Genomic DNA, 24,589 nt, shown 5'->3' on the forward strand with positions numbered 1-24,589 from the left:
TATCTCTGACATGTTCGGATTAGATCTTCCCGTTTTGTGGTTTGTCCTGATCGCGTTCCTGTTCGCCGGCTACTTCCTTCTCGAGGGCTTTGACTTCGGCGTCGGAATGCTGCTGCCGTTCGTTGGCCGCGATGAACCGCGTCGTAAAGCGATGCTCGGAACTATCGGGCCGGTATGGGACGGCAACGAAGTGTGGCTAATTACCGCTGGCGGCGCGCTCTTCGCGGCGTTTCCGGAATGGTATGCGTCTATGTTTTCCGGCTTCTACCTGCCGCTCTTCCTGATTCTGGTGGCGTTGATTGTCCGTATCGTCGGGCTGGAATGGCGCTTCAAAGTCAACGATGAGCACTGGCGCGCCTGGTGCGACCGCGCGATTATCTTCGGCTCCTGGCTGCCTCCAATTCTGTGGGGCGTAGCGGTCGCGAACCTGGTGCGCGGTGTCCCGCTGAATGCCGACAAGAACTTGGACTCCGGCTTTAGTACCCTGCTCGGGTTGCTGAACCCGTACGCCCTGGTCGGCGGGATTGCGTTTGCGGCTGTGTTCGCTCTTCACGCAGTTACGTTCCTGCGGCTGAAGACCGCCGGCAAGCTACGCGACGAGGTCGGCAACGCCGCTCGAATTCCGGCACTGTCGGCGCTGATATTTGGCGGCGTGTTCCTCATCTGGACACAGCTGGGCTACGGAAAGACCTGGCTGTGGGCTGTTGTCGTCATCGCCGTCGCGGGGTTGGTCATTGCCATCTCCGCAACCGTAGGCAACCGCGATGGCATCGCTTTTTCCGCAACCGCCGTCACCGTGACTGCCGTCACCACCGTTGTCTTCGGCGCCATGTACCCGTACCTGATGCCGACGACGCTTGCCGACGGAGTCTCCCTCGATATCTGGAATTCCGCCTCTAACCCCTACACGCTGAAAATCATGACCTGGACCGCGCTGGTGATTACCCCACTGGTGATTGCCTACCAGGCGTGGACATACTGGGTATTCCGCAAGCGGTTGATGGCTGAACGTAAGGTCTCACAGTAGACCGTCCGTTGGAGGTTAGTTTCTAAAAAGTGGCACCTGTCGATCCGAAACTATTCAAGCTGTCGGCCCCAGCCTGGCGTTGGGTCATTTTCGCGGGCGCACTGACCGCCGCGAGCACAGGTGCCACAATCGCGTTGGGGCTGGCAATCGGCACTATTACGGCGCAGGTTCTGGGTGAGGCAACTCCTAATTGGACATTATTCGCGCTGATAGCCACGGCCGCTGTACTCGTTCGGGTGGCCTGCTCCTACGCGCTCGTGCGTTTCGGCCAATCTGCGGGTGCACGCGTGGCCACAGACCTGCGCAGCCGGGCACTGCGAGCCCTGGCTCTGCGCGATCCTCGCACTGTCGACACCGCGCACTGGCGCGCATTGCTTTCGGTCGGGCTCGATGGTGTGGCCGTCTACGTGGCGGAATTCCTCCCCGCACTGGTGGCCGCAGCGCTGGCTACCCCGATGGCACTGGTCGCAGTCGCATGGTTGGACCTCCCATCGGTTGCCATCGCGGTTGTCACGCTGCCACTCATTCCACTGTTCATGTGGCTGGTAGGTCGCCTCACTGAGGGCCGCACAGAACGCCGTCTGGCCGACATCGGCACGGTGCGTGGTCAGATTCTCGACCTGGTCATCGGCCTGCCAACGCTCAAAGCGCACAACATGGCCGACACCCCCAGCGAGGAAATCAAGCGCCTGTCGACCCGCCACCGGAAATCCACCATGGAGGTCCTGCGCATCGCTTTCCTATCCGCGTCGGTCCTGGAATTCCTCACCACCCTGTCAATCGCCCTCATCGCCGTCGGCATCGGTTTCCGACTTCTGGGAGGCCACATGACGCTGGCAACCGGCCTGGCAGTGCTCATCATCGCCCCAGAAATCTATGGCCCGGTGCGCCAGGTTGGCCAGAAATTCCACGCCGCCCAGGACGGTGTGGTCGCTGCCACCGAAGTCACGGAACTGTTAGACAAGGACGCTGGCCAGACTCCAAACTCCACAGACACCACCTCTGAAACTGTGGAAGAGGTGGCCGAAGGAACGTCGTCAAGCAGTGTCCACAGCGCCCCCACGGTCGTGTTCGAACGCCTTTCCGCGCCGGGGCGAGACGGCGTGCGGCCAAGTGAATTAAGCGCCATCGCGCAGCCAGGCACAGTGACGGTGCTGGCGGGGCCGAACGGCGTGGGCAAGACGACAGCGCTGCTTGCGGTCGCCGGCATCGTGCACGAGGGGTTGGAAGGCTCCGTAACTATTCGCGACGGCCAGCGCATTCTCCGTGACCAGGATCTGCTGCGGCGCATCGCGTGGCTGCCCCAGCGCCCAGTGTTGGACGCAGCGACGGTGGGAGACAATTCGCGGCGCTCGCTCGGGCAACGTCAGCGGGAGGCGCTTCGGCGCGAGCTTGCCGACGACACCCGCGACCTCGTCCTCCTCGATGAACCGACAGCTCACCTGGATACCGACAGTGCGCAGTCCGTGATTAGGCTCCTGCACGCACGTGCCCGGCGCGGAGCCACAGTGATTGCCACCAGCCATGATCCGCTGTTGATTGCGGCCGCCGACGGCGTGGTGGAGGTGCAGTCGCGATGACTACTCTGCAAGCGCTTCGTCGCCTGGTGAAACCCCGCGACCTGGTTTGGCCGGTGTTGGCGGGCACCATCACGCTGCTGTCCGCGCTGAGTCTGACCGTGGTGTCGGCGTGGCTGATTACGCGTTCTTGGCAGATGCCACCGCTGATGGACATCACCTTGGCGGTGACGTCTGTGCGCGCGCTGGGTATTTCGCGAGCTGCGTTTCGATACCTCGACCGGTTGGTCTCCCACGATGTGGCGTTGCGCACCGCCGAGCGCTCGCGCGTGAAGCTATGGGAGCATTTCGTGGCCGACCGTACGCTGGCGCTGCGTGAGCGTTCCGATATTGTCACAGCGCTTGGGGCGAATATTGACGCACTTGCCGATGCCGTCGTGCGATCAATAGTGCCCGCATTGGTGGCGCTGATGACCTCTCTCATCGCCGTCATTTTTGTGGCTCTACTCTCGCCTGCCGCTACGGTTCTCCTGGCGGTGGGACTGCTTCTGGCCGGCGGTGTTGCTCCTTACCTGACGTATCGCACCACTGCGCGCTCAAGTCAGCGTCGCGCGGCCGCGCTTCAGTCGCATGCCGCTGCCGTCGAAGCGCTGCTTTCCGACGCCGCCGGCCTGCGTATCCACGGCCAGTTGGATGAGGCAGTCTCTGCCGCGTCATCCTCCAGCAAAACGGTTGCGGCCATCGATGACGCCGCAGGTCGAGCAAATGCCCGCGCCTCCGCACTGAGCACCGCGGCTAGCGTGTTGACCACTGTCCTGACCGTGGTCGTAGCGTCGTGGTTAGTGACGGATTCGGCCGGGGGCGCTGGAGGCGGTTTACTGCACTCCCCCGAGTGGCTGACAGTTCTGGTTCTGGTGCCGCTAGCTGCTTTTGAAGCGGTTGGTCCGCTGCCAGCTGCTGCGCAAACACTGGCGCAATCGAGGGAAGCCTTGCTGACGCTTGCGTCGAATGCGGGCGAATCAGAGGAAGCGGATGTCATGCGCTCGTCCCCAGCCCCCACAGCGCCAATTCACACGTCCACGCTCCCTCAGAACCACCTGGCAGTTCGGCCAACTCTGCAGGTTCAAGACTTGATCGTGGGCTACCCCGACGACAACAGCTCGAATACTGCGGAAGAGCCCGCTGCCCAGCCAGCTCAACTGCCGATGCAAAACTTCGAGGTCACCTTTGGCGACTACCGGGAAATCACGGCGCCGTCGGGAAGCGGAAAGACCACGCTGCTGAAAACAATCGCCGGACTAATCCCGCCGGTTGCGGGCACGGTGACCATCGCTGACGGAGACGGACGCGAGCTGTGGCGCAGTGCGGCAAGTGCCGGAGAACCCCACGAAAACACGGAGCAGTGCGACCTGGTGCGCTTCGTCGCCGAGGATGAGCACATCTTCGCCACGACGGTGCGGGACAACATCTCTATTGGTAACCCGCAGGTCAGCGACGATGACATTTACTCCGTGCTGGACGCCGTGGGCCTGCGCGATTGGGTCGATGCCGCACCCGACGGCCTGGACACGATTCTGGACAGCGGCGCGGACAGTCTCTCGGGTGGTCAGCGGCGCAGGCTCATTCTCACCCGTGCGCTTGTCAGCACAGCGCCAATTTTGCTTCTCGACGAGCCCACTGAACACCTCGACGAGGAGTCGAGTCACATCCTGGAAATTCTCCGCAATACCACCGACCTGCCCGGTGGGAGGGGGCGCCGAACGGTGATCGTCGTCAGGCATCCGCGGACGCAGCGCTAACCGGGGCGATCCGATCTGCCAGATAAAACAGATTCGAAAACGGCAGTTCAGCGTGACACAATACTGTACGTGTTAGATACCTCCACGAGTCCACTCAGTGCCGCCACACCCGCCGATGCCACGTCCGCGCACATGCACATCGGCCCCTTTGAGCTCGCCTCCCCCGTGGTACTCGCGCCGATGGCCGGTATCACCAACGTGGCATTCCGCACGCTGTGCCGCGAGCAGGAGCTGCAGCGTACAGGCACGGTCTCCGGTCTCTACGTCTGCGAGATGGTCACCGCCCGCGCATTGGTCGAACGCAATGAAAAGACCATGCACATGACCACCTTCGCGCCCGACGAGAACCCCCGCAGCCTGCAGCTCTACACCACTGACCCGAAGTGGACCTACGAGGCCGCGAAGATGATCGTCGACGAAAACCTCGCCGACCACATCGACATGAACTTCGGTTGCCCGGTACCAAAGGTCACCCGCAAGGGCGGCGGCTCGGCGCTGCCATATAAGCGTCGCCTCTTCGGCAACATCGTCGCCGCAGCGGTCAAGGCCACGGAGGGCACGGACATCCCGGTGACCGTGAAGTTCCGCGTCGGCATCGATGACGAGCACCACACGCACCTCGACGCCGGCCGCATCGCCGCCGAGATGGGCGCCCAGGCTGTGGCTCTGCACGCCCGCACTGCAGCGCAGCGCTACTCCGGCCACGCTGACTGGTCGCAGATCGCGCGGCTGAAGGAGCACATGGTCGACTCCGGCTTCAGCGATATCCCAGTGCTTGGCAACGGCGATATCTTCGCCTCCACCGATGCCCGCAAAATGCTCGACGAGACCGGCTGCGACGGTGTCGTCGTCGGTCGCGGCTGCCTTGGCCGCCCGTGGCTGTTCGCGCAGTTGTCCGCCGAGCTGCGTGGCGAAGAAGTGCCGCCGGCACCAACATTTGGTGAGGTCGCGGGGATTATCCGTCGTCACGCGGAACTGCTCGTGGAGCACGAGGGCGAGCGTAAGGGCTGCCGCGACCTGCGCAAGCACATTGCCTGGTACCTGCGGGGATACCCTGCCGGCAGTGAGGTGCGGAAGTCTCTTGCGCGCGTCGATTCGCTGGCAACGCTCGACGAGATTCTCGCACCGCTTTACGACGGCCCCAGCGCCCACGCCCGCCCGGAGGACGCCGACGGCGCCCGCGGCCGACAGGGGTCCCCTGCAAAGGTGGTCTTGCCGGAGGGCTGGCTGGACGACCCGGAGGACGACACCGTGCCCGAGGGCGCGGAGATTATGCACTCCGGTGGCTAAGCTTCGGTTCTGAGCGAGTGTTTACATAACTTTACGAGGGGTAATTGGGGGCTCCCCACTAACGCGCGACGTTGTTGAGGATTGCCTACTATGGAACGCATGCGCACTGTCTACCGAGAACAAATGGACAACTTGGCCCACAGCCTGATTGTGATGTGTGACCGAGTTGGCTCCATGCACAAGCTTGCGAACAAGGCTCTCTTCGAGGCTGATTTGGTCTCGGCTGAAACAGTTCTTTCCCAGATTGATTCTCTCGAGGACCTGCGCCAGGATGCGGAGCAGCGAGCCTTCGAGCTGTTGGCCCGCGAAGCTCCTGTGGCTGGTGATCTCCGACAGATTGTCAGTGGCCTCTACATTGTCGAGGACATCTCCCGCATGGGCGCGTTGAGTGTGCATATTGCCAACGTTGCCCGGCGTCGCCACCCGAACAAGGCACTGCCGGAGCCCGTGGAGGGGTTCTTCCGCGAGATGGCCTCCGTATCTGAGCAGATGACGCACGAAACCCGTCAGGTGCTCATCGACTACGACGTTGACCAGGCATTGGCCTTGGATAAGACCGATGACAGCATCGATGACATTCACCAGCACCTGTTTACGCTGACCAACGACGATAATTGGCCACACTCCCCTGCGCAGACAGTGGATGTCACTCTGCTGAGCCGCTTCTACGAGCGTTACGCGGATCACGCTGTCGAGGTTGCCGCCCGGATTATTTACCTGGCCACCGGTTACAAGCGCGATGTCTACCTGGACAAGCTTGAGGACGAACGCGACCAGCGCAGCTTTAACCAACGCCTGCAGGCCTTGGAGCGTCACCTGCGGATGTAGGTTCGTGAAGCTGCAGGCTGTTGGGAGGCTGGGCTGTAGGGCTGCTGGGCGGGGCTGGGTGTTGGGCTGAGCTGTAGAGATGTTGGGGGTGGCTGCTGGCCTGGGGCGCGGGTTTTTAGGCCGGAGTGGAGCCGTTTTTAAGCCTCACCAGGCTAAACACCTCCCCAGCCAAACACTGCCCCAGCCCGAGAAACTGACTAGGTTTATGACACTTTACTGCGAGTAAACGCTATTCATCTGACATAAACCTAGTCAGTAACTGTTTGTGCGATTACTTTTCGCGTTAGATGTCTGGAGAATGCCGATTCTTATATCGTGTCCATCCCCGCGACCCAAGAGACAGCCGCTACTCAAGAGACAGCAACAAAAGACTTCTTTGACATTAAATCTGGGGTGACTGCCAGAACTCCCTGATCTGCCCCATCAATGGGCACAACGATTACCACGTTACCTGCGATTTCGCCGTTCTCATACACCGTCTCGAGGGTGTCAAACTCGTCAGGCGCCACCGCCCAAAGCTCCGTTTCGTCCGTGGTTTGGCCACCTGCAGTTACATAATTAATACCAAGCCAGGAACTCTGCCCCTGAGGGTCATTCCCCTTGTACTTTGCAGTAACATGCACAAGTCCGTATACAAACCCCTCTGGAGCAGGGTCATTGAACTGATTTTCCGCCAGAACCTCATCGTTAGCGTTTAGATTTACGCTATCGATAGTAATGGCCCACTGCTCACTTTCGATGGTCGTTCCAATCGGCAACGGATTCTCCCGACTACTGCCCGCAGCACCAGAATCGGAAGAATCAGATTTGCTTCCATCCGGGCTAGAGGCAGTCGTATCCCGATTGAACGCATCATCCACGGCATTGCCTACCGAAGAAACAAATACAATTGGCGCAATGAGCAATCCCAACACAGAAAGAATCAGAGCGATAAGAGCTGGTTTTTTGGTAGTTGCGCGCTGAAACAGTCCGACGACCGATAAAATAAATGCAACCGGTAGCGCCACCCAACCAATAATCAAAGCCCCCGGGATACAACCGAGTAAACCAATAATCGCAACTACAAGTGCAATGTAACCGACAATTGGCTTCGGCGCTTTCTCTTCGGCGATTACTGGCCAAGATTGCTCACCCACAGGGGAAAACTGAGGATTGAACTGCGCGTTTTGCTGGTTATCCATAATTGAATAACTCCTATGTAAATATATTTACCCAGATCCCTCTACAGTTTTCCGGGGGACGCTCGATTGCGTCTTCGGAAGATTACCCCGCCCGATAACAAACAGACAATTCCGCCCCAAAACAAACATTATTTTCACCCCCGGCCCCACACCGAAACAAACAGCAATCTCATAAACTGCAACAACAATAAGAACCCCGTACCTCGCGTGAAGACGCGTGAGGTACGGGGCTCTTTCTTTTGCTTATTACGGCATACGCCAAGCGTTTAACCGAAGCGACCGGAGATGTAGTCCTCGGTTTCCTTCTTGTCTGGATTCTCGAAGATCTTCTTGGTCGGGCCAACCTCAACCAGGCGACCCGGCTTACCGGTTGCCTCGAGGGAGAAGAATGCGGTCTGATCGGACACACGAGCTGCCTGCTGCATGTTGTGGGTCACGATGACGATGGTGAATTCTTCCTTCAGCTCATGAATCAGGTCCTCGATTGCCAGAGTGGAAATCGGGTCCAGTGCGGAACACGGCTCGTCCATCAGCAGAACTTCCGGCTCAACTGCAATTGCGCGTGCGATACACAGACGCTGCTGCTGACCACCAGAGAGGCCGCCACCCGGCTTGTCCAGGCGGTCCTTGACCTCATCCCAGAGGTTGGCGCCGCGCAGGGACTTCTCGGCAACCTCCTGGAGATGAGCCTTGTTCTTAACACCGGCCAACTTCAGGCCAGCCACGACGTTGTCCTCGATGGACATGGTCGGGAACGGGTTCGGACGCTGGAACACCATACCGATGGTGTTACGAACAGAGACCGGATCGATCTTCGGGCCATAGATGTTTTCGCCGTCGAGAAGCACCTCGCCAGTGACGTAGGCACCCGGGATGACCTCGTGCATACGGTTCAGCGAACGGAGCACGGTGGACTTACCACAGCCGGACGGGCCAATGAATGCGGTAACGGAACGCGGCGGGACGTGCAGGTCGACGTTCTGCACAGCGTGGAAATCGCCGTAGTAGATGTTGACATCGTTAAGGTCTAGGCGCTTAGCCATGGTCTTTCAAAAACCTTCCTTGAAATAGCGGACGTTAGGCGCCCAGCATTAACTGCTCTTGACGGAGAACTTGGCGGATACGAAGCGCGCCAGGATATTGATGAGGGCAATGATGAGAACCAGCGTGAGCGCTGCGCCCCACATCTTGTCGAATGCCGCACCGGTATTACCGGCCTTGTACATGTCCAGCATGAACAGCGGCAGCGAGGACTGCGACTGGCCGAACGGGTTATAGGTGATGATTCGCGAGGTTGCAACCAGGATCAGCATCGGTGCGGACTCACCCATGACGCGGGCGACGGCCAGCATGACGCCGGTGACGATGCCCGACAGTGCGGTCGGGAGCACAATCTTCAAAATGGTCTTCCACTTCGGAACACCCAGAGCGTAAGAGGCTTCACGCAACTCGTGCGGAACGATGCGCAGCATTTCCTCGGTGTTGCGCACAACGATCGGCAGCATCAGCAGAACCAGCGCCAGCGAGACAGCGAAACCGGAACGGCTCATGCCGAACATGACCACCCACATCGAGTAGATGAACAGCGACGCGACGATCGACGGCACACCGGAGAGGATGTCGACCATGAAGGTGGTGACCTTGCCCAGACGGGAGTTACCTGCATACTCGACCAAGTAGATGGCGACGAAGATACCGAACGGCACGGTCATGAGAGTCGTGACCAGAGCCTGAACCAAGGTACCGACGATTGCGTGAGCAACACCACCGGCAGACGCACCAACAGTGACACCACGCTGGGAAGCAGTCCACCACTCACCACTCAGCAGTGACGGGGTGCCTCGGACGACAAGCTCGAAGAGAACCCACACCAGCGGGATCAGGGCAAGAGCCATGCAGCAGTAAATGAGGACCGTGGAGACGTTGTCTGCCACCTTGCGGGAACCCTTAATTTGGGTGAAAGCCGACTCCGTGGTGGGGACCATGTCTGCAGGGCCGTGAGGCGAAGAATCAGTAGTTGAACTAGTCATTGTTACTTCTCGTTTCTTTTCCTACGACCTTGCTACTTCTTCGCAATCATTCGGGCTGCGGAGTTGACCACGAAGGTCAGCAAGAACAGCACCAAACCTGCGGACATGTATGCGCCGGCCTTGAGGTTGTCATTGAACTCTGGTGCCGCATTAGCAATTGCGGTTGCGAAGGTGGTACCACCATCGAAAAGCGAGCCACGGAATGCCGAGGACGGGGAGATCACGAGGTAGAGAGCCATCGTCTCACCGAGAGCACGTCCCAGACCCAGCATCGAGCCGGAGATAAAGCCAGAACGACCGAATGGCAGAATAGCCAGCTTGACCATCTCCCAACGGGTCGCACCGAGAGCCAGCGATGCCTCAATGTGACCACGCGGGGTCTGAACAAAGACCTCACGGGTGGTAGCCGCGATAACCGGCAGAATCATAATTGCCAGCACAACGCCACCGGTGAAGAGGTTTCGACCGGTCTCGAATGCCGGCGAGTTTGGGTACAGGGCAAACATCGGGATAAAGCCCAGTGTCTTAGCCAACCACCCGTACAGACCAGCCAAGGCCGGACCGAGAGCCATAAAGCCCCACAGACCGTAAACAATCGACGGCACTGCGGCCAGCAAATCCACGAGGTAACCCAGCGGCTTGACCATCTTCTTTGGAGCATAGGCAGTCAGGAAGATGGCAATACCCAGCGCAACCGGCATAGCCAGAATCAGCGCCAGGATGGAAACCGCGACGGTCACCAGAAACATGTTCGGAATACCGAAGTACATGGCGGAGGTATCCGCCAGGTTCCATCGTTCGGTGTAGGTGAAGAAGTTCGCTTCGTTACGGGACATTGCCGGAACTGCGCGCAGGAGCAGGAACACTGCAATTGCGATGATGGCAGCAGTCACCAATGCGGAAGATCCTACCGCCAGAATCTTGAAGATTCGGTCACCAGGACGAACAACGCCGGTCTGAATGGCTTGCTCTTCCGAGCTCTCGTCGCCGGAGGAATCCACCTGCGGTGCTGAGGACTGCAACAGACTGCTGTCTACAGCCTCCTGCTTCCCTTCAATGGGAGTCGAGGAACTCATGATCTCATTTCCTAAGTAGAAGTGATTTGTGCTTCAACGCACATGAAGACCGATTGGCCTCAGTACCCCTCTACGAGCGGTACCCAATCAACTGAGGTGTCGATATATAAAGCCAACCGGTCTACGTCAGGTTTTCGGCCTACAGCTCAAATCTGCGTGGCCGGCTGAAGTGACCCTCGCGCCAACTGGGGTAACGACAGAGCTCACTCTGCTTTCACCCGCGTTGCACGCAAAGAATTACTTGATAGCGTCAACCGCTGCGGACAGCTTGTCCTTGAACTCACCTTGAACCGGGATGTAACCCAGCTCTTCGAGCTCTGGGCCCTGGCCCTCTTCCAGAACAACCTTCAGGAAGTTCTTAACCAGGTCACGAGTCTGCTCGTCGTAACCAGCGGAGCAGACGATTTCGTAAGTGGTCAGAACCAGCGGGTAAGCGCCTTCCTCGTCCATTGCGAACAGAGCGTCGGTGTCAACAACCATGTTGTGACCCTCAGTCTTAAACGTGACGGAATCCAGAGCCTTACCGACGGTGTCGTTGTTCAGCTCAACCGGACCATGACCGAAGTCCATCTTGGCGATGCCCAGGTCCTTGTCCTCAGCGAAGCCAGCCTCGACGTAGGTGATAGCACCGTCGATGTTGGCGACCTCGTTGACAACACCAGCCGAGCCGTTAGCACCCTGGCCAGTAGCAGTCGGGAAGGACTTGGAAGCCTCGTGCTGCCACTGCTCCGGAGCAGCTGCGCTCAGGAACTTCATGAAGTTATCAGTAGTACCGGACTCCTCAGAGCGGTAGACAACCTTGATGTCCTTCTCCGGAAGATCGACACCCTCGTTGACCTCAGCGATCTTCGGGTCGTTCCACTTGGTGATCTTGCCGTCGAAGATTTCAGCAACCAGAGCCGGGGTCAGAGCGACGTCAACACCCTCGAGGTTGTAGGCAACGGCAACCGGACCGATAACCATCGGCAGGTGCCATGCTTCATTGCCGTCGCAGCGCTTCTTAGCCTCTGCGACCTGGTCCTTGCCGTCCTTCTCCTTCAGCGGGGAGTCAGAGCCAGCGAAAGCAACGGTGCCGGCAATGAACTGAGTCTGACCGGAACCAGAGCCAGATGCGTTGTACGACAGGGTCGAGCCGGTCTCTTCAAACTTGGTGGCAAACAGATCCATGGCGCGCTGCTGCGAGGTAGCGCCCTCGCCCTGCAGCTCACCGGTGACGTCAGCCAGACCCTCAACGTTAGAAGCGCCTTCGCCGCCCTCTTCAGAGCAAGCAGCCAGGGTAAGGCTTGCAACAGCGGCCAGACCAATGACAGATGCCGCACGGTTCTTCTTCAGCACAGTAAATCCTCCGGGGTTTTACACAATGAGTGAAACAGTTCACGTGGAACCGCCACACTCCGGTCCACTGCGCTGAACCTATCTACCGATAGTAACCGGAACCTGTTCAGAACATTAACAATTGGTGAACGGCGCAAGTAATTCTTTATTTATCCTCATTTTCCCTGTAAGAGGCCCTAAAATGCGCCCCTGAAACACTGAGGATTGGACAGCATCTCCTCAAAAACACAAGAATCATTGCCCCCGCGCCAGAGGAAAACCACCTAAAACTGAGATAAAGCTAAGCTCGCCCCCCCCTAGCTCGCCTTCAATAACTCCCCCAATAAACCGAACCGTCGCATCTACGCGCCGTACATCACATCACGGCGGGCCACCTCGAAACCGACCGCACGGTACGTGCGCACTGCCGGCGCATTGTCGCCTTCGACATAGAGAATTACCTTTTCCGCTCCCCGGTTTCGGAGATAGGAAAGCCCAACGTTGGTCAGCCATCGTCCGAGACCACGTCCGCGTGCCTTCGAGCTCAGTCCAATCACATACACCTCGCCAGTTGGCACAGACTCCTCGGCATGCCACTTCGTCCAGTGGAAACCGCAAATCTCCTCCGCACTGTCGCGCGCCCCGGCCACATCCGCAGCAAAGAACACGCCCTCCGGGTCGAACCACTGCACGTTCCGAGCGCGATCGAGTTGTGGCTGCGACCAACCGCCCTGCTCCGGATGCCAGTCAAACGCCTCATTATTCACAGCCAACCACACCCGATCCACGGCCGCCTCACCCCACTTCGCGCGTGCCGCAGTCAGGGTTAGCGCTTCAACATCATCGCGCTTATCGACGGCCCCCGCAGCCTTCTCCAACGCTGAGCTCGAAATGGACATCTGCAACAGCTCGCGGATGACCTTGCGTCCCGTCAACTCTGCCAAACGACTGGCACCGGCGACATCACCGTGAGCCCAGACAGGCAGGCGCTCGCCGACCTCAGCATCGATGTGCGCAAGCAGCTTCGCCCCCACTCCTTGCTTACGAAACTCCGGGTCAACAACCATCTCCACAGCATCCGGCGCAACGGCGGCCAGGCCCAAGTAACGGTCGTTCTCAATAATCGCAAAGTGTCGATGCCCGAAAGATTCGTCGTCAAGCCCTCGGACGAAAGCCTCGCCGAACGCCTCCACGCCGTCGGCGGAGTGGGCGTGCTGCAGTAGCGTATCGGCGGCGGTGGTGTCTACGTCAAGCAGTTCGGTTACGTTCATACGCCCCACCCTATACACAGCAGCGAATTCAACACTTCCCCGATGTCGTCTGAGCCAAAAGCGATGGGGTACTAATAGAGTGTGTCCATTTCCCGACGACAGAAGAAGATCGGTGGCTCTATCCTCGCCGTTGCCGCGCTGGTGATTGCCACCGACATGGGCTTCGCCAGCCATGCGGAGTACAAGCTCTCCGAGCATATTCAGGAGACTGCTCAGCTGGAGATGACCCCATACGTCGCCATTGGTGGCAAGGCCTACTTGTCTTCCTTTGTTACGGGTAAGTGGAGCTCCGTAACCTCGCGCATCCGCGATGTCGAGGTGCCCGACTTCGGCTTGGTATCTCTGGAGTACGGAGCTTCCAACGTTAAGATCCCGGCATCGGCAGTGCTCAGCGGTAATTTCCCAGAATCGCCGACGAAGCAGTACTTCACTAAGCTCTCGCTCGACGGTGTCTCTCTGGGAAACAAGCTGGGACTGACCGATTTGAGCATCCAGAGCCTGAAGGACTCCTCCCCCACCGGCGGCTGGGAGACCGAGGCTATCTTCGAGGCCACGCCAGCCGGATGGCAGGGAAAAACCCAGGTTACGGCGAAGTTGCGCATTGTCAGCCGCGACGTGGTCATTACGCCGATGGAGATTATTTCTGCGCCCTCGTCCCCAACGGATTCTAAAAGCCACATCAAACCTGAGCTGTCTGAGGCTGATACGCAGCACATCATGGACACCTTCGCTCTGACGCTGCGGGATTCAGAGATACCGATGGGCATGCCGGCGACTCGCGTGTACGTGTCGGGCGGTTCTATCACCATCGAAGGCGAACAGATTCTGTGCACCGTGTCGCCAACAAACTTCATGCCGCCGACATCCCAGCAGGATGCCGAGGCGTCAGCTCAATCCACGGAGAAGCTGCCGGAGAAGAACTGTCGGGTGCGTCGCTAAGGCCGTCGTCAAGCATCGCCGTTAAGCGTCGGTGCAGCGTTAGCACCATGCGACAACAGCCCATACATGGCCACAAGAGCTTCAGCGGTAGAGTGTGAAGCATGACCGAGAAGAATGGCAGCAACCAGACAGACGCCGCTGCACAGGAGCCTGCAGCTGCGGAAGCCCCTCGCCTCGACGGCAACGAGGCCATCAACCGCGCGGCCGAACAGGCCAAGAGCACCGCTACGCGCAACATCACTGAGCTTGAGGGGCTCCCGATCCCCGACGAGACCGCTAACCTGCGCTTCGGCCCGAATATTCACGACGGCCTGCTGGCACTACTGCCGCTGGTCGGCGTGTGGCGCGGTGAGGGGCAGGCGAACACTGTCGTCGACGGCGAGTACAACTTCGGCCAGCAGCTCATCTTCAGCCACGATGGCGAGAACTACCTGAAGTATGAGTCGCGCATCTGGAAGCTGGACGAAGAAGGCAAGCCGACCGGCCCTGACCAGCGCGAAACAGGATTTTGGCGCATTAACAACGAGGACGAGATTGAGTTCATCTGCGTCCACTCCACCGGCGTCACTGAGATCTACTACGGCAAGCCGGTTTCCGAGCGCGCATGGGAGCTGCAAGCAGCCTCCACAATGGTCACTGCTACCGGTCCTGCATCCCTTGGCCCGGGCAAGCGCCTCTACGGTCTGATGCCGAACAACGATCTCGGGTGGGTAGACGAGCGCCTGCGGGATGAGGAATTCGCTCCCCGCATGTCCGCGCAGCTCAAGCGCTACGCGGGCTAGGTTCTCCCCGCTTTACGACGGACGTTGTGTGGCCTTACTGCGGGGCTCTACTGCGTCAAGCCCCACCGTTTGGCGCCCTACTGCGTCGCCAGCGCCTTGTCACACAGGTCGCGGAATTCCTTTTCCGCGATTGCATCCGGCTGCCGGATGGGCTCACCATCGATGGACTTAACCACGACCGCGATACGCACCGAAGACACCAGCCATACCGCATCGGCGGTGAATAGGTCCCCGGGCACCAGGACCGTCGGGGTGACTTTCCAGCCGCAGTTGGCGGCTGTTTCAAACAGCGCTGCCTGAGTTGTGCCCGGCAGCACTCCTTCACCGGGGTTGGGAGTCAGCAGTTCATTGCCGCGCTGAACGATGATGGTCGATGTTGGGCCTTCCAAGAGCTTGCCCTCTGCGGACGTGAAGATGACATCGTCAAAACCCTTGGACTTGGCATAGCGCAAAGCGGCCACATTAGCTGCGTATGACAACGTTTTCGCGCCGATGAGCGCCCACGGTGCACGGGAGCCAAGGTCGAGCGAGAAACCGCGCTCTGCAAGCATGACCGATACCGGCTTCAGACGGTTTTCCGCCACCCTTTCCGCAGAGCTAGCCAAAACGTAGCCAGTCGGCTTTCCAGTGGACTCGCGACCACGCGAGTAAACCCACCGCAACGTCGCATCCCCCTCAATTGACCTATCGCGCAACTCCTGTAGTGCGACCTCGGTAGCCGCCCGCCACTGCTGCAGATCTGGGGCTGGCAAATCCAGCATTAGTGCTGACGATGCGAATCGCTTCTCATGCCGGTCGGTATTACAGGTATGACCACCCCTGACCAGGAGTGTTTCAAAAACTCCGTCGCCGCGAATAGCTCCGAGATCATCCGCGTAGAGGAATGGCTGTCCTGCCTCGACAGCAATCGGGCCGCCGTCTGCAAAGACGTCGATAAGCACTAGAGAAGAAAGCGAATCCGTCATACACACAAGCTTAATCCATGCTTAATTTGAGGATTTCTGGTTAACATGAGGGAGTGAGTGTTGAGTATGTAAGTCCTTTGATGTCTCACGTGGCTGGCGCCGCTGCCCTCGAACTGGGCGGACAGATGGAAGGTTTGGAGAAGGCCTCAGAGAACGCCCCAGACGGAAACTCAGCGAAAACCGTTGAGCAAACCACAGGGCAAGCTAGCGTGGCATGGCACTACGGCCGTCCGCTGGTAGAGCAACGTCACCTGCAGGAGGACTGCGGAGTAGTAGATCGCTCGTATTACCGCGTTATTGAGGTCACTGGCGAGGATCGCCTGACTTACCTCAACACACTTTTTTCGCAGAAGGTCGACGAAGCCGCTCCCGGCACTGTCACTGAAGCACTGAACCTGGATGCAAACGGTCACGTTCTCCATCACATGACGCTGACTGTTTTGGACGATTCCGTGCTTATCGACGTGCCCCCTTCCGGCTTCGACTCCCTGTTGAAGTACCTGAACATGATGGTGTTCTGGTCCAAGGTGGAAATTGCTGAGGTAGAAAGGGCGATTATTTCCGTCATGGGGCCGAATGCCCCTGAGGTACTGGTAGCCGCTGGCCTCGCATTCCCGCAGGTGGGCAAAGCTACGACTGTGGGACATTCCTACGTCCGGCACCTGCCGTGGCCACGCGGCGGGCGTGTGGATGTGCTCGTGCGCCGACAGGATGTAGTCGGCGCTTGGGACGCGTTGGTAGCTGCTGGCGCTTCCCCCGTTGGTCTGATGGGCTGGGAGGCCGAACGCGTAGTCTCCTTGCGCCCAGAGCTGGGAATCGACGTAGACGAGAAGATGATTCCGCATGAGGCTCCGCGCTGGATCGCCTCTGAATTCGACACGGCTGCCGTGCACTTGGACAAGGGCTGCTATCGCGGCCAAGAGACGGTATCACGTGTCCACAATGTTGGTCGCTCCCCACGAGTTTTGGTGATGCTGCAGCTCGACGGCTCGGCCACGCTGCCGGAAACCGGCGATCCAGTGATGATGGGCAAGCGCGCCGTGGGCCGCGTGGGCACCGTCGTGCAACATGCCGATTACGGCCCGATTGCATTGGCGCTGCTTAAACGCTCAGCTCAGGAGCGCGAGGGCCTTGTGGTGGGTGACTGCGCCGTGGCCGTCGACCCCTCCTCCATCGACCGCGTTGAGCAGCTGCCGCCGGGCCGTGTGGCCATCAACCGCCTGCGAGGGAAATAGGTAACAGGAAATAGGTAAAGCCACCAGACAGAGTGGTGAAAAAATAACTTTTTCCATTCTTTTTCAGAAAGGATATTTCCCCAGGTCACTACACATATTGAGTTGCCTGAGCGCGAGGACACAACCCACTATGGGCCTCCCCGCGTAACCCCTTCGTCTAAAAATCGGCTATGGTGTCTTACAGGAATTAACGCAATAAGACATAAGTGGGTCGGCCGTATCCCCGTGCCGTCCCACGGATTACACAAGGGGGTCAGGCCATGGGTCGCGGCCGTGCGAAAGCAAAGCAGGCGAAGGTTGCCCGTCAGCTCAAGTACGATTCACCAGAAATGGATTTGGAACGTCTGCAGCGGGAACTCGTCGGCAAGTCGAACGAGTCCGATCGAGACGACTATTACTCTGACTGGGAGGAATGGGCCTCAGGCGCTGGTCGCGACAGCTAGCGCAAGCTAACCGCTGTCGTATTTTCCGCAAAGCGTTTCTATTTCAATAAAGCAAGCACCCACCAACGATTCCGTTGGTGGGTGCTTGCTTTTGCTTAGTCGACTGCGTTTATGTTCCGGGTTAAGTGACAAAAAGTGTGTCTGATTTTCAGCCTATTTGCTGGTCAGGCCGCATAAAACGGGCTTATATAAGGTTCCAGACCTTATTCAGGCCCGTTTCTTGCTCAATCCACCGGAATGGCTCCTGCATGTGGTAACAGGGGCCTGGTTGTCTTTCTGGGTGACTCCAAACAGACCCCGATGCCCTATATGCGCTGGGCAAATGAAGAAAAACGGCACCACAACCAAAGGGACAACCAGGTGGCGATGCAAAAACCCTGACTGCGGATGCTCAACAACACGACACCGCCCCGATCAGACCCACACCCGGGATTTCAAAGCGTTTCACACCTACGTCACCGGCACTGCTTCTTTAACCAAGGTGGCCGACACCTTGAATGTCTCCCGGCGCACACTCGACCGCCGGTTCACCTCATTGTGGCTTATCGATGTCCCTAACACCCCCGATCCCAACCGGGTCTACGACCAAATCTTCATCGACGGCACCTACACCGACGCTGGCTGCTTACTTGTGGCAGCCAGCCACGACCACGTCATCGCATGGCACTGGACACAACGCGAAACCGCCCACGCCTACACCCAACTACTCAAAAACATCGCCCCACCACTATGCGTTGTCCTCGACGGTGGCCAAGGCGCCTACTCAGCAATCAAAACCTGCTGGCCAACCACCCGCATCCAACGCTGCCTTGTCCATGCCCAACGCGTGGTCCGTCGCTACACCACCAGCCGTCCACGCACCGACGCAGGCAAAGCTATCTACGCCCTGGCGTTGAAACTGACCCGTATCACCACACTCGACCAGGCACGGGAGTGGACGCTGCGCCTGCATGACTTCGGACAGGTATTCAAAGCATTCCTCAACGAAAAAACACCCCTCCCCAAAGAACGCCGCACCCTCAACAACCAGTGGGAATGGACCCACCTGCGAGTTCGCAAGGCATACAACTCACTGCTGCACCTATCGCGCAATAACTGGCTGTTTACCTACCTGCAGCCACCACCAGAAGCACTCGAACCACAGCGCTGGGCATCAACAACCAACAGTCTGGAAGGCGGCGTCAACGCCCAGCTCAAACGCATCGCCGACGCGCATCGCGGCAGGTCCGGGGAGCGCCAACGCAAAATGCTCGAGTGGTACCTGCACTCGAAAACGCAGCTGCCTGACGACCCGCTAAAGATCGCCAGGCAGTGCAATTACGGACAAGATCAACTCGCCAAAGTCAACGATCTTGTCCCAGAAGACCACAACAAAGCCGACCACGAAACAGGACGACCAGCCTTCTACGACAACGCTATCCCAACCGAATACCAACACAACATAGGAATCCGGAAAGGGCCCATGAGATAAAAAGGGCCCACCCGGCGACACACCGAGCGGACACACTTTTTGTCACTTAACCCTATGTTCCGCCGATTATGTTCGGCGGTGGCGGATCAATCCGAGTTACTGACTGCGTTTATGACAAAAATCGCCCGAAAAACGGCTCGAAAGTGTCATAAACTCATACAGTTTCACATTTGCAGCCCGTGGTTTTCTGGGATCTCCGTTGTGCAACCCAGAATCTAGACCGCCCCGTCGCATCAGTAGGCCGCCCTCCACGGCAGACCAGCCGGCCCAGTCCCCGGCCGCCCGTCGCAGTAAACCGACGGCCGGCCGACGCTTAGAAGCGCGGGTGGCTGCCGCGCAAAACAGCCCCGTCCTCGCCAGCCTCGCTCTTGCGGACAGTACCCAGCTCCCAAGCGTTGATGTGGCGGGCAGTCAGCAGAGCCAGGGCACGATCGCGGTCCTCTGCGGAAACAATCGCAACCATGCCAACACCCATGTTGAAGGTCTTCTCCATCTCCTCGCGGGAGACGTTGCCGAGCTCAGCAATGGTCTTGAAAATCGGACCCGGGGTCCAAGTTGCGCGGCTCATGTCGGCGGTCAGGCCTTCCGGCATGATGCGAACCATGTTGCCAGCCAATCCACCACCGGTGACGTGGCAGAAAGTGCGGACCTCGGCCTCGTTCATGAGAGCCAGGCAATCCTTCGCATAAATCTTGGTTGGCTCCAGCAGCTCCTCACCGAGGGTGCGCCCGAAATCCTCGACATAACCGTCGAGCTCCAGACCGGCCTTCTCCAGGAGAACGTAGCGAGCCAGCGAGTAGCCATTGGAGTGAAGTCCAGAGGACTCCATGGCGATAATGACATCGCCCTCACGCACGCGGTCCGGGCCGAGAAGCTTGTCCTCTTCCACGACACCGACGCCGGTAGCTGAGACATCGTACTCACCCGGTTCCATCACACCCGGGTGCTCTGCAGTCTCGCCACCCAGGAGCGCGCAACCCGCCTGGACACAACCCTCGGCGATGCCGGAAACGATCTCGGCGACGTGCTCCGGCACGACCTTGCCAATTGCAATGTAGTCCTGCAGGAACAGCGGCTCGGCACCGCACACGACCAGATCATCGACGACCATGGCGACCAGGTCCAGGCCAATGGTGTCGTGCTTGCCGACGGCCTGCGCCACGGCCAACTTGGTCCCCACACCATCGGAGGATGCGGCCAGCAGCGGCTTTTCGTAGTTGCCCAGTGCAAACAGGCCGGCAAAACCACCGAGCCCGCCACGGACCTCTGGGCGAGTGGCCTTCTTGGCAATCGGGGCGAATAGTTCAACAGCGCGGTCGCCGGCTTCGATGTCGACACCGGCTGCAGCGTAGGAAGCACCAGAAACGTTCTCGGTCATTAGAGGCTCTCGCTTTAAACTTTCTCCCCCGGGCGGCGTTACTGCCGTATCCGGGAGTATTGGCGGACCAGGAACAAAGCAACGGCTGCACTCCACGGCACCGCTTGCGCTTCGTTCTCGGTTCAGTTCTCGTAGTTCATTCTAAGGAGGTTTCGAGGCTAATTGCTCGTTGCGGCTTTGGCAGCCTGGGCTGCCTGCATCCTCTCCACAGCTGCCGCATTCGGATTGCCCTCCGGCAGCCCCAGTGGGTATTTGCCATCGAAGCAGGCACAGCACACTTCGCTCTTTGCCTGTTCGGAAGCGGCGACCATGCCATCGATGGAGACAAATCCCAGGCTGTCGGCGCCAATCGCGGTTGCGATACCGGCGACGATGTCATTCTCATCTACGCCGTTGGCCAACAGCTCGCCCGGAGAGGCGAAGTCAATGCCGTAGAAGCACGGCCATTTCACCGGCGGCGCGGCGATGCGCACGTGCACTTCCTTTGCACCGGCCTCACGCAGCATGCGAATCAGGGCACGCTGAGTGTTGCCGCGGACGATGGAGTCATCGACCACGACCAAGCGCTTACCGGCGATAACTTCCTTCAGTGGGTTCAGCTTCAGTCGGATGCCCAGCTGACGAATCGTCTGCGAAGGCTGAATGAAGGTACGCCCCACGTAACCGTTTTTGGTCAGCCCCTGTCCAAACGGGATGCCCGATTCCTGGGCGTATCCAACAGCGGCCGGGGTACCGGATTCCGGCACCGGCATCACCAGGTCACCGTCAGCCGGGAACTCACGTGCCAACTGGCGGCCCAGCTCAAGACGCACCGCGTTGACGGAGCGACCACGGATGTTGGAGTCCGGGCGCGCCAGGTAGACGTACTCAAAAATGCATCCAGCGTGGGTGGTCTCGGCAAAACGCTGCGAACGCACACCGGAAGCATCAATGGTCACCATCTCGCCTGGCTCGATCTCGCGGACGAACGATGCACCGACGATATCCAGCGCGCAAGTCTCGGATGCGACTACCCAACCACCGGACAGGCGCCCCAGGCACAGCGGGCGCACACCGTATGGGTCACGCGCGGCGTACAGCGTCTCGCCATCGGTGAAAGTAAGACAGAAAGCACCCTTCAAACGCGGCAGCAGTGCCATCGCGGCCGCTTCTACATTGGTGCTGCAGCCGTAATCTTCGGGGTGGTCAATCTTGCCGGTTTCGTCGGCAAGCAAAGTGGTCATGATTGCGGAGTCACTGGGCAGCTCGCCCTCTTCACGCAGCAGGCCCTTGTCGACCGCCTCATGGAACAGCGTGAGGTGGTTGGTCAGGTTGCCGTTGTGCCCCAGCGCGATGTCCGTGCCGTCGGAGGCCATCTGGAACATCGGCTGTGCATTCTCCCACGCAGGAGCGCCAGCGGTGGTGTAGCGCGTGTGCCCCACCGCTACGTGCCCCTTCAGAGCGTCGAGCGTCTGCTCATCAAAAACCTGGGAAACAAGGCCCAGGTCCTTGAATACGAGAATTTGGTCGCCGTCGCCGACTGCGATACCGGCGGCTTCCTGGCCGCGATGCTGCAGGGCAAACAGGCCATAGTAGGTGAGTTTGGACACGTCTTCGCCAGGTGCCCAAACGCCAAAAACGCCACATTCTTCGCGCGGGGATGTCTCCCCCAAATCGTCGTATGGCGAAATTGGCAAAAGTTTGGTCTTTGGTGCACCTGAAATGTTGGTATCGGCCACGACATTCACACTAATAGCCCCACCCGCCTGGGCACCAATTCAGCATCCCCCCACGGGCTTTAAGAAATGCGCGCCACCGGCAGATGATTCCCAATTTCCGCCGCGCGCGTTCCCGACATATCGATGTGCGCCTGCACCTGCTCTAACGTGATCATTCCGCACGCGAGTCCCAGCCAAATCTCCGGCGACATCTCCACGACATTGGGCGGCGTACCGCGCGTGTGCCTGGGGCCCTCAATGCACTGGACCGCGACGAAGGGCGGCACGCGCACCTCGACGCTATGCCCCGGAGCCTCTTGGGCGAGCATCCGCACGGACAGACGTACCGCTTTGGCAAGGCTCGCACGGCTTAACGACGACCCCTGCGCCCCATCCGGCCCGATGAAGGAGGCAGCCTCTTGGTCAGATAGCAATTCGCGGCCGAGAAGCCGTTGCGCCGCCCAGGGTGCGGCGGTGGAAAGAGCGCTGCGAACGTCGAAAGGCGAGATTTTGGATACCATAACCTCATCCTAGAGTTATGCTTTCATATATGGATACGCAGTCAACTGAAAAAGCTGAACAGGTGCATGCTCCAGCGTCACCATCTCTTGTACTCCGTTTTATGGCATCGCCGACCGATGTCATTATGGCCGGAACCAATTCTGTCCACGGCGGCCGTGTGTTGCAGTGGATTGACAAGGCCGCTTACGCCTGCGCGACCGGCTGGTCGGGACGCTACTGCGTGACTGCGTACTTCGGTCACATTCACTTCACTCGCCCGATTCCCAGTGGCCACATTGTCGAGGTGCGCTCCAAGATTGCGCATACCGGCCGCAGTTCCATGCACATCGTCAACGAAGTGCTCTCGGCTGATCCGCGCGAGGGCAAGTTCACCCGCGCAGCTGACTGCCTGGTGATCTTCGTGGCCATGGATGAAAACGGTAAGTCGACTCCGGTGCCGAAGTGGGTGCCGCAAACAGAGGAAGAAGAGCGCGTTGAGAAAGCCGCTCTTTCCCGTTTTGAGCTCCGCCGCGACATCGAAGCCAGCATGCGCGCGCAGACCTACTCCGCGGACTCTTCCGCACCCGAACTGACCACACGTTTCCTGGCAAAGCCGACCGATGTCAACTGGGGCGGAAACGTCCACGGCGGCACCGCCATGGAGTGGATCGACGAGGCTGCGACGGCAGTTACCACCAACTGGGCAGGGCGCCAGACCATTTCTGTCTACGCAGGTGGTATTCGCTTCTACAGCCCAATCCACATTGGCGACCTGGTTGAGGTGCGCGCACGCATCCTGCGTACAGGCACGACCTCGATGCACCTGTCGGTGCAGGTCTACTGCTGTGAGCCCCGCAAGGGTGTCGGCGGCCTGCGCAAGGCACTGCATTCGACCATGACGTATGTCGCAATTGATGACGATTTCAACCCGCAGCCGGTACCGCACTTCCAGCCGACGACGGATGAGGACAAGCGCCTGCACGCTCACGATCTGTCACTGAAGGCATTGCGTGACAAGTACAGCCCGCTGCCGCTGATTGAGCGCGAACAGGATTAAGCCGCCTGGCTACCCGGCTTCCTGTTTTTCCACCAGATGGATAGGAACATCCAGCCAATCAGCGCGAAGGTGATGTAGGTGACGTACCGGTCAATCGTCTGCAGGGAGCCCTGGATGCTTGGGCCAAACTTCAGGCCCAAGTACAGGTAGAAGCACTTGAGCATTGCGGCACAGAAGAAGAGGTACACGCCTACTACCCAGCCGCGCACCTTCGCAATACCACCGATGGCCACGACAATCGTGGCCGGAATCGGCGAGAATGGCACAAACGATGCCAGCACACTCAGCCCGATGCGTTCATAGATGAAGTTCTCCATCTTCTTAAACCATCGCGGTGGGTGTCCGCCGAAACTCATCGTTATGAATTCCGTGCCCCACTTCTTGCCCATCCAGTAGAAGAACGGCATGAACTTGATTGTCGAAAGCGCCGCAATCACTACAACAGCGAAGAGGAAGAGCGGCCGGTCCTCGTTTTCCGACGCGAGAATCAGCACCGACAGATTCGATCCTGTCAGCCATGTGTGCAAGAACGTGTACTTGAGCAGCAAAACCGCACGGAACGGGATGATTGCAAAGCCGTACACGGCAACCAGCATCAGCGATGCATAGAGAAGCTTGTCTATTTTGTCCGGCTCACGCAGGAAGCTCGGCAGATCCTCACGAGGGTCGTGCTCGGCCTCGTTACGCATGTCGGGTGAAGTCATGAACCACAGTTTAACTGCACGCCCTCTTCTGCAGCAGGAGCCGCAGACTAGGCCATTACGTACGGCTCAGACGCACTCGCCAAG

The 24,589-nt window shown here is 59.1% G+C and carries 23 protein-coding genes; 11 read left to right on the forward strand and 12 right to left on the reverse strand.

Translation table 11 applies throughout. The features are described from left to right. Nucleotides 1–10: 10 nt before the first annotated feature. The 5 genes from cydB (at nucleotide 11) to phoU (ending at nucleotide 6,461) form a co-directional block, all read left to right on the forward strand. Nucleotides 11–1,027, forward strand: coding sequence for a cytochrome d ubiquinol oxidase subunit II (gene cydB / locus EGX79_09370; GenBank protein AYX82365.1), 1,017 nt, complete (start codon nucleotides 11–13; stop codon nucleotides 1,025–1,027). 29 nt (nucleotides 1,028–1,056) lie between these two features. Then, entirely contained in the window at nucleotides 1,057–2,607 is a 1,551-nt protein-coding gene (locus EGX79_09375) for an ATP-binding cassette domain-containing protein (GenBank protein ID AYX82366.1), read from the forward strand. Then, nucleotides 2,604–4,343, forward strand: a complete 1,740-nt coding sequence (gene cydC / locus EGX79_09380; protein ID AYX82367.1) for a thiol reductant ABC exporter subunit CydC — start codon at nucleotides 2,604–2,606, stop codon at nucleotides 4,341–4,343. The genes EGX79_09375 and cydC overlap by 4 nt, the downstream gene beginning before the upstream one ends. Nucleotides 4,344–4,475: 132 nt before the next feature. Continuing rightward, nucleotides 4,476–5,633, forward strand: a complete 1,158-nt coding sequence (gene dusB, locus EGX79_09385) for a tRNA dihydrouridine synthase DusB (GenBank protein AYX82368.1) — start codon at nucleotides 4,476–4,478, stop codon at nucleotides 5,631–5,633. 90 nt (nucleotides 5,634–5,723) lie between these two features. After that, nucleotides 5,724–6,461, forward strand: coding sequence for a phosphate signaling complex protein PhoU (phoU, locus tag EGX79_09390; protein AYX82369.1), 738 nt, complete (start codon nucleotides 5,724–5,726; stop codon nucleotides 6,459–6,461). 350 nt (nucleotides 6,462–6,811) lie between these two features. Here phoU and EGX79_09395 read toward each other — a convergent pair whose 3' ends face one another. The 7 genes from EGX79_09395 to mshD all read right to left on the reverse strand — a co-directional run bounded on the left by EGX79_09395 (nucleotide 6,812) and on the right by mshD (nucleotide 13,333). Next, nucleotides 6,812–7,642 (reverse strand): hypothetical protein, encoded by an 831-nt coding sequence (locus EGX79_09395; protein AYX82370.1) that lies wholly within the window; start codon nucleotides 7,640–7,642, stop codon nucleotides 6,812–6,814. Between the two features lie 41 nt (nucleotides 7,643–7,683). Further along, nucleotides 7,684–7,767 carry an LPXTG cell wall anchor domain-containing protein gene (locus EGX79_09400; GenBank protein ID AYX82371.1) on the reverse strand — a complete coding sequence of 28 codons (84 nt, stop codon included), beginning with the start codon at nucleotides 7,765–7,767 and terminating at the stop codon, nucleotides 7,684–7,686. A 141-nt stretch (nucleotides 7,768–7,908) separates the two neighbouring features. Then, a complete protein-coding gene (locus tag EGX79_09405; GenBank protein ID AYX82372.1) occupies nucleotides 7,909–8,685 on the reverse strand; it encodes a phosphate ABC transporter ATP-binding protein in 777 nt (258 codons plus the stop codon). A gap of 48 nt (nucleotides 8,686–8,733) precedes the next feature. Further along, nucleotides 8,734–9,672, reverse strand: a complete 939-nt coding sequence (gene pstA, locus EGX79_09410) for a phosphate ABC transporter permease PstA (GenBank protein AYX82373.1) — start codon at nucleotides 9,670–9,672, stop codon at nucleotides 8,734–8,736. A 32-nt stretch (nucleotides 9,673–9,704) separates the two neighbouring features. Beyond that, on the reverse strand, nucleotides 9,705–10,748 hold the full coding sequence (pstC, locus tag EGX79_09415; GenBank protein ID AYX82374.1) for a phosphate ABC transporter permease subunit PstC: 1,044 nt from the start codon (nucleotides 10,746–10,748) through the stop codon (nucleotides 9,705–9,707). 237 nt (nucleotides 10,749–10,985) lie between these two features. Next, nucleotides 10,986–12,083: a phosphate ABC transporter substrate-binding protein PstS gene (gene pstS, locus EGX79_09420; protein ID AYX82375.1), complete on the reverse strand. Its 1,098-nt coding sequence runs from the start codon at nucleotides 12,081–12,083 to the stop codon at nucleotides 10,986–10,988. A 341-nt stretch (nucleotides 12,084–12,424) separates the two neighbouring features. Further along, the gene (gene mshD, locus EGX79_09425; GenBank protein ID AYX82376.1) at nucleotides 12,425–13,333 is read right to left on the reverse strand and encodes a mycothiol synthase; all 909 of its coding nucleotides are present in this window, start codon (nucleotides 13,331–13,333) and stop codon (nucleotides 12,425–12,427) included. Nucleotides 13,334–13,414: 81 nt separating this feature from the next. Between mshD and EGX79_09430 the strand changes: the two genes are divergently transcribed. After that, the gene (locus EGX79_09430; GenBank protein ID AYX82377.1) at nucleotides 13,415–14,272 is read left to right on the forward strand and encodes a DUF2993 domain-containing protein; all 858 of its coding nucleotides are present in this window, start codon (nucleotides 13,415–13,417) and stop codon (nucleotides 14,270–14,272) included. A 101-nt stretch (nucleotides 14,273–14,373) separates the two neighbouring features. Further along, nucleotides 14,374–15,054 (forward strand): FABP family protein, encoded by a 681-nt coding sequence (locus tag EGX79_09435; GenBank protein AYX82378.1) that lies wholly within the window; start codon nucleotides 14,374–14,376, stop codon nucleotides 15,052–15,054. Between the two features lie 77 nt (nucleotides 15,055–15,131). On the opposite strand, the gene EGX79_09440 is transcribed toward EGX79_09435, so the two are convergent. Beyond that, complete coding sequence (locus EGX79_09440; GenBank protein ID AYX82379.1) at nucleotides 15,132–16,019, reverse strand: aminodeoxychorismate lyase; 888 nt, start codon at nucleotides 16,017–16,019, stop codon at nucleotides 15,132–15,134. An 80-nt stretch (nucleotides 16,020–16,099) separates the two neighbouring features. Here EGX79_09440 and EGX79_09445 point away from each other — a divergent pair, with 80 nt between their 5' ends. From EGX79_09445 to EGX79_09455, 3 genes are all read left to right on the forward strand, one after another. Beyond that, nucleotides 16,100–17,254, forward strand: coding sequence for a folate-binding protein (locus EGX79_09445; GenBank protein AYX82380.1), 1,155 nt, complete (start codon nucleotides 16,100–16,102; stop codon nucleotides 17,252–17,254). A 260-nt stretch (nucleotides 17,255–17,514) separates the two neighbouring features. Further along, entirely contained in the window at nucleotides 17,515–17,697 is a 183-nt protein-coding gene (locus tag EGX79_09450) for a DUF3073 domain-containing protein (GenBank protein AYX82381.1), read from the forward strand. Nucleotides 17,698–17,917: 220 nt separating this feature from the next. Beyond that, entirely contained in the window at nucleotides 17,918–19,168 is a 1,251-nt protein-coding gene (locus EGX79_09455) for an IS1249 family transposase (protein AYX82785.1), read from the forward strand. Nucleotides 19,169–19,481: 313 nt separating this feature from the next. Here the strand turns inward: EGX79_09455 and EGX79_09460 are convergent, their stop codons facing one another. From EGX79_09460 to EGX79_09470, 3 genes are all read right to left on the reverse strand, one after another. Further along, a complete protein-coding gene (locus EGX79_09460; protein ID AYX82382.1) occupies nucleotides 19,482–20,546 on the reverse strand; it encodes a phosphoribosylformylglycinamidine cyclo-ligase in 1,065 nt (354 codons plus the stop codon). Nucleotides 20,547–20,704: 158 nt separating this feature from the next. After that, nucleotides 20,705–22,273, reverse strand: coding sequence for an amidophosphoribosyltransferase (locus EGX79_09465; GenBank protein AYX82383.1), 1,569 nt, complete (start codon nucleotides 22,271–22,273; stop codon nucleotides 20,705–20,707). 50 nt (nucleotides 22,274–22,323) lie between these two features. Continuing rightward, entirely contained in the window at nucleotides 22,324–22,764 is a 441-nt protein-coding gene (locus tag EGX79_09470; GenBank protein AYX82384.1) for a hypothetical protein, read from the reverse strand. 29 nt (nucleotides 22,765–22,793) lie between these two features. Here EGX79_09470 and EGX79_09475 point away from each other — a divergent pair, with 29 nt between their 5' ends. Then, nucleotides 22,794–23,801, forward strand: coding sequence for an acyl-CoA thioesterase (locus EGX79_09475; protein AYX82786.1), 1,008 nt, complete (start codon nucleotides 22,794–22,796; stop codon nucleotides 23,799–23,801). Here EGX79_09475 and EGX79_09480 read toward each other — a convergent pair. Next, nucleotides 23,798–24,505: a hypothetical protein gene (locus tag EGX79_09480; GenBank protein AYX82385.1), complete on the reverse strand. Its 708-nt coding sequence runs from the start codon at nucleotides 24,503–24,505 to the stop codon at nucleotides 23,798–23,800. The two genes, EGX79_09475 and EGX79_09480, sit on opposite strands and share 4 nt — an antisense overlap. Nucleotides 24,506–24,589: the final 84 nt, after the last annotated feature.

It is taken from the genome of Corynebacterium jeikeium (genome assembly GCA_003955985.1).
In the GTDB taxonomy this organism is placed as follows: Bacteria; Actinomycetota; Actinomycetes; order Mycobacteriales; family Mycobacteriaceae; genus Corynebacterium; species Corynebacterium jeikeium_D.

Excerpts from the sequence above, each read along its gene's own strand:
- cydB (AYX82365.1), top strand. The coding sequence starts at position 11 with ATGTTCGGATTAGATCTTCCCGTTTTGTGGTTTGTCCTGATCGCGTTC.
- cydC (AYX82367.1), top strand. The coding sequence starts at position 2,604 with ATGACTACTCTGCAAGCGCTTCGTCGCCTGGTGAAACCCCGCGACCTG.
- dusB (AYX82368.1), top strand. The coding sequence starts at position 4,476 with ATGCACATCGGCCCCTTTGAGCTCGCCTCCCCCGTGGTACTCGCGCCG.
- phoU (AYX82369.1), top strand. The coding sequence starts at position 5,724 with ATGGAACGCATGCGCACTGTCTACCGAGAACAAATGGACAACTTGGCC.
- EGX79_09395 (AYX82370.1), bottom strand. The coding sequence starts at position 7,642 with ATGGATAACCAGCAAAACGCGCAGTTCAATCCTCAGTTTTCCCCTGTG.
- EGX79_09405 (AYX82372.1), bottom strand. The coding sequence starts at position 8,685 with ATGGCTAAGCGCCTAGACCTTAACGATGTCAACATCTACTACGGCGAT.
- pstA (AYX82373.1), bottom strand. The coding sequence starts at position 9,672 with ATGACTAGTTCAACTACTGATTCTTCGCCTCACGGCCCTGCAGACATG.
- pstC (AYX82374.1), bottom strand. The coding sequence starts at position 10,748 with ATGAGTTCCTCGACTCCCATTGAAGGGAAGCAGGAGGCTGTAGACAGC.
- mshD (AYX82376.1), bottom strand. The coding sequence starts at position 13,333 with ATGAACGTAACCGAACTGCTTGACGTAGACACCACCGCCGCCGATACG.
- EGX79_09435 (AYX82378.1), top strand. The coding sequence starts at position 14,374 with ATGACCGAGAAGAATGGCAGCAACCAGACAGACGCCGCTGCACAGGAG.
- EGX79_09440 (AYX82379.1), bottom strand. The coding sequence starts at position 16,019 with ATGACGGATTCGCTTTCTTCTCTAGTGCTTATCGACGTCTTTGCAGAC.
- EGX79_09445 (AYX82380.1), top strand. The coding sequence starts at position 16,100 with ATGTCTCACGTGGCTGGCGCCGCTGCCCTCGAACTGGGCGGACAGATG.
- EGX79_09450 (AYX82381.1), top strand. The coding sequence starts at position 17,515 with ATGGGTCGCGGCCGTGCGAAAGCAAAGCAGGCGAAGGTTGCCCGTCAG.
- EGX79_09460 (AYX82382.1), bottom strand. The coding sequence starts at position 20,546 with ATGACCGAGAACGTTTCTGGTGCTTCCTACGCTGCAGCCGGTGTCGAC.
- EGX79_09470 (AYX82384.1), bottom strand. The coding sequence starts at position 22,764 with ATGGTATCCAAAATCTCGCCTTTCGACGTTCGCAGCGCTCTTTCCACC.
- EGX79_09475 (AYX82786.1), top strand. The coding sequence starts at position 22,794 with ATGGATACGCAGTCAACTGAAAAAGCTGAACAGGTGCATGCTCCAGCG.
- EGX79_09480 (AYX82385.1), bottom strand. The coding sequence starts at position 24,505 with ATGACTTCACCCGACATGCGTAACGAGGCCGAGCACGACCCTCGTGAG.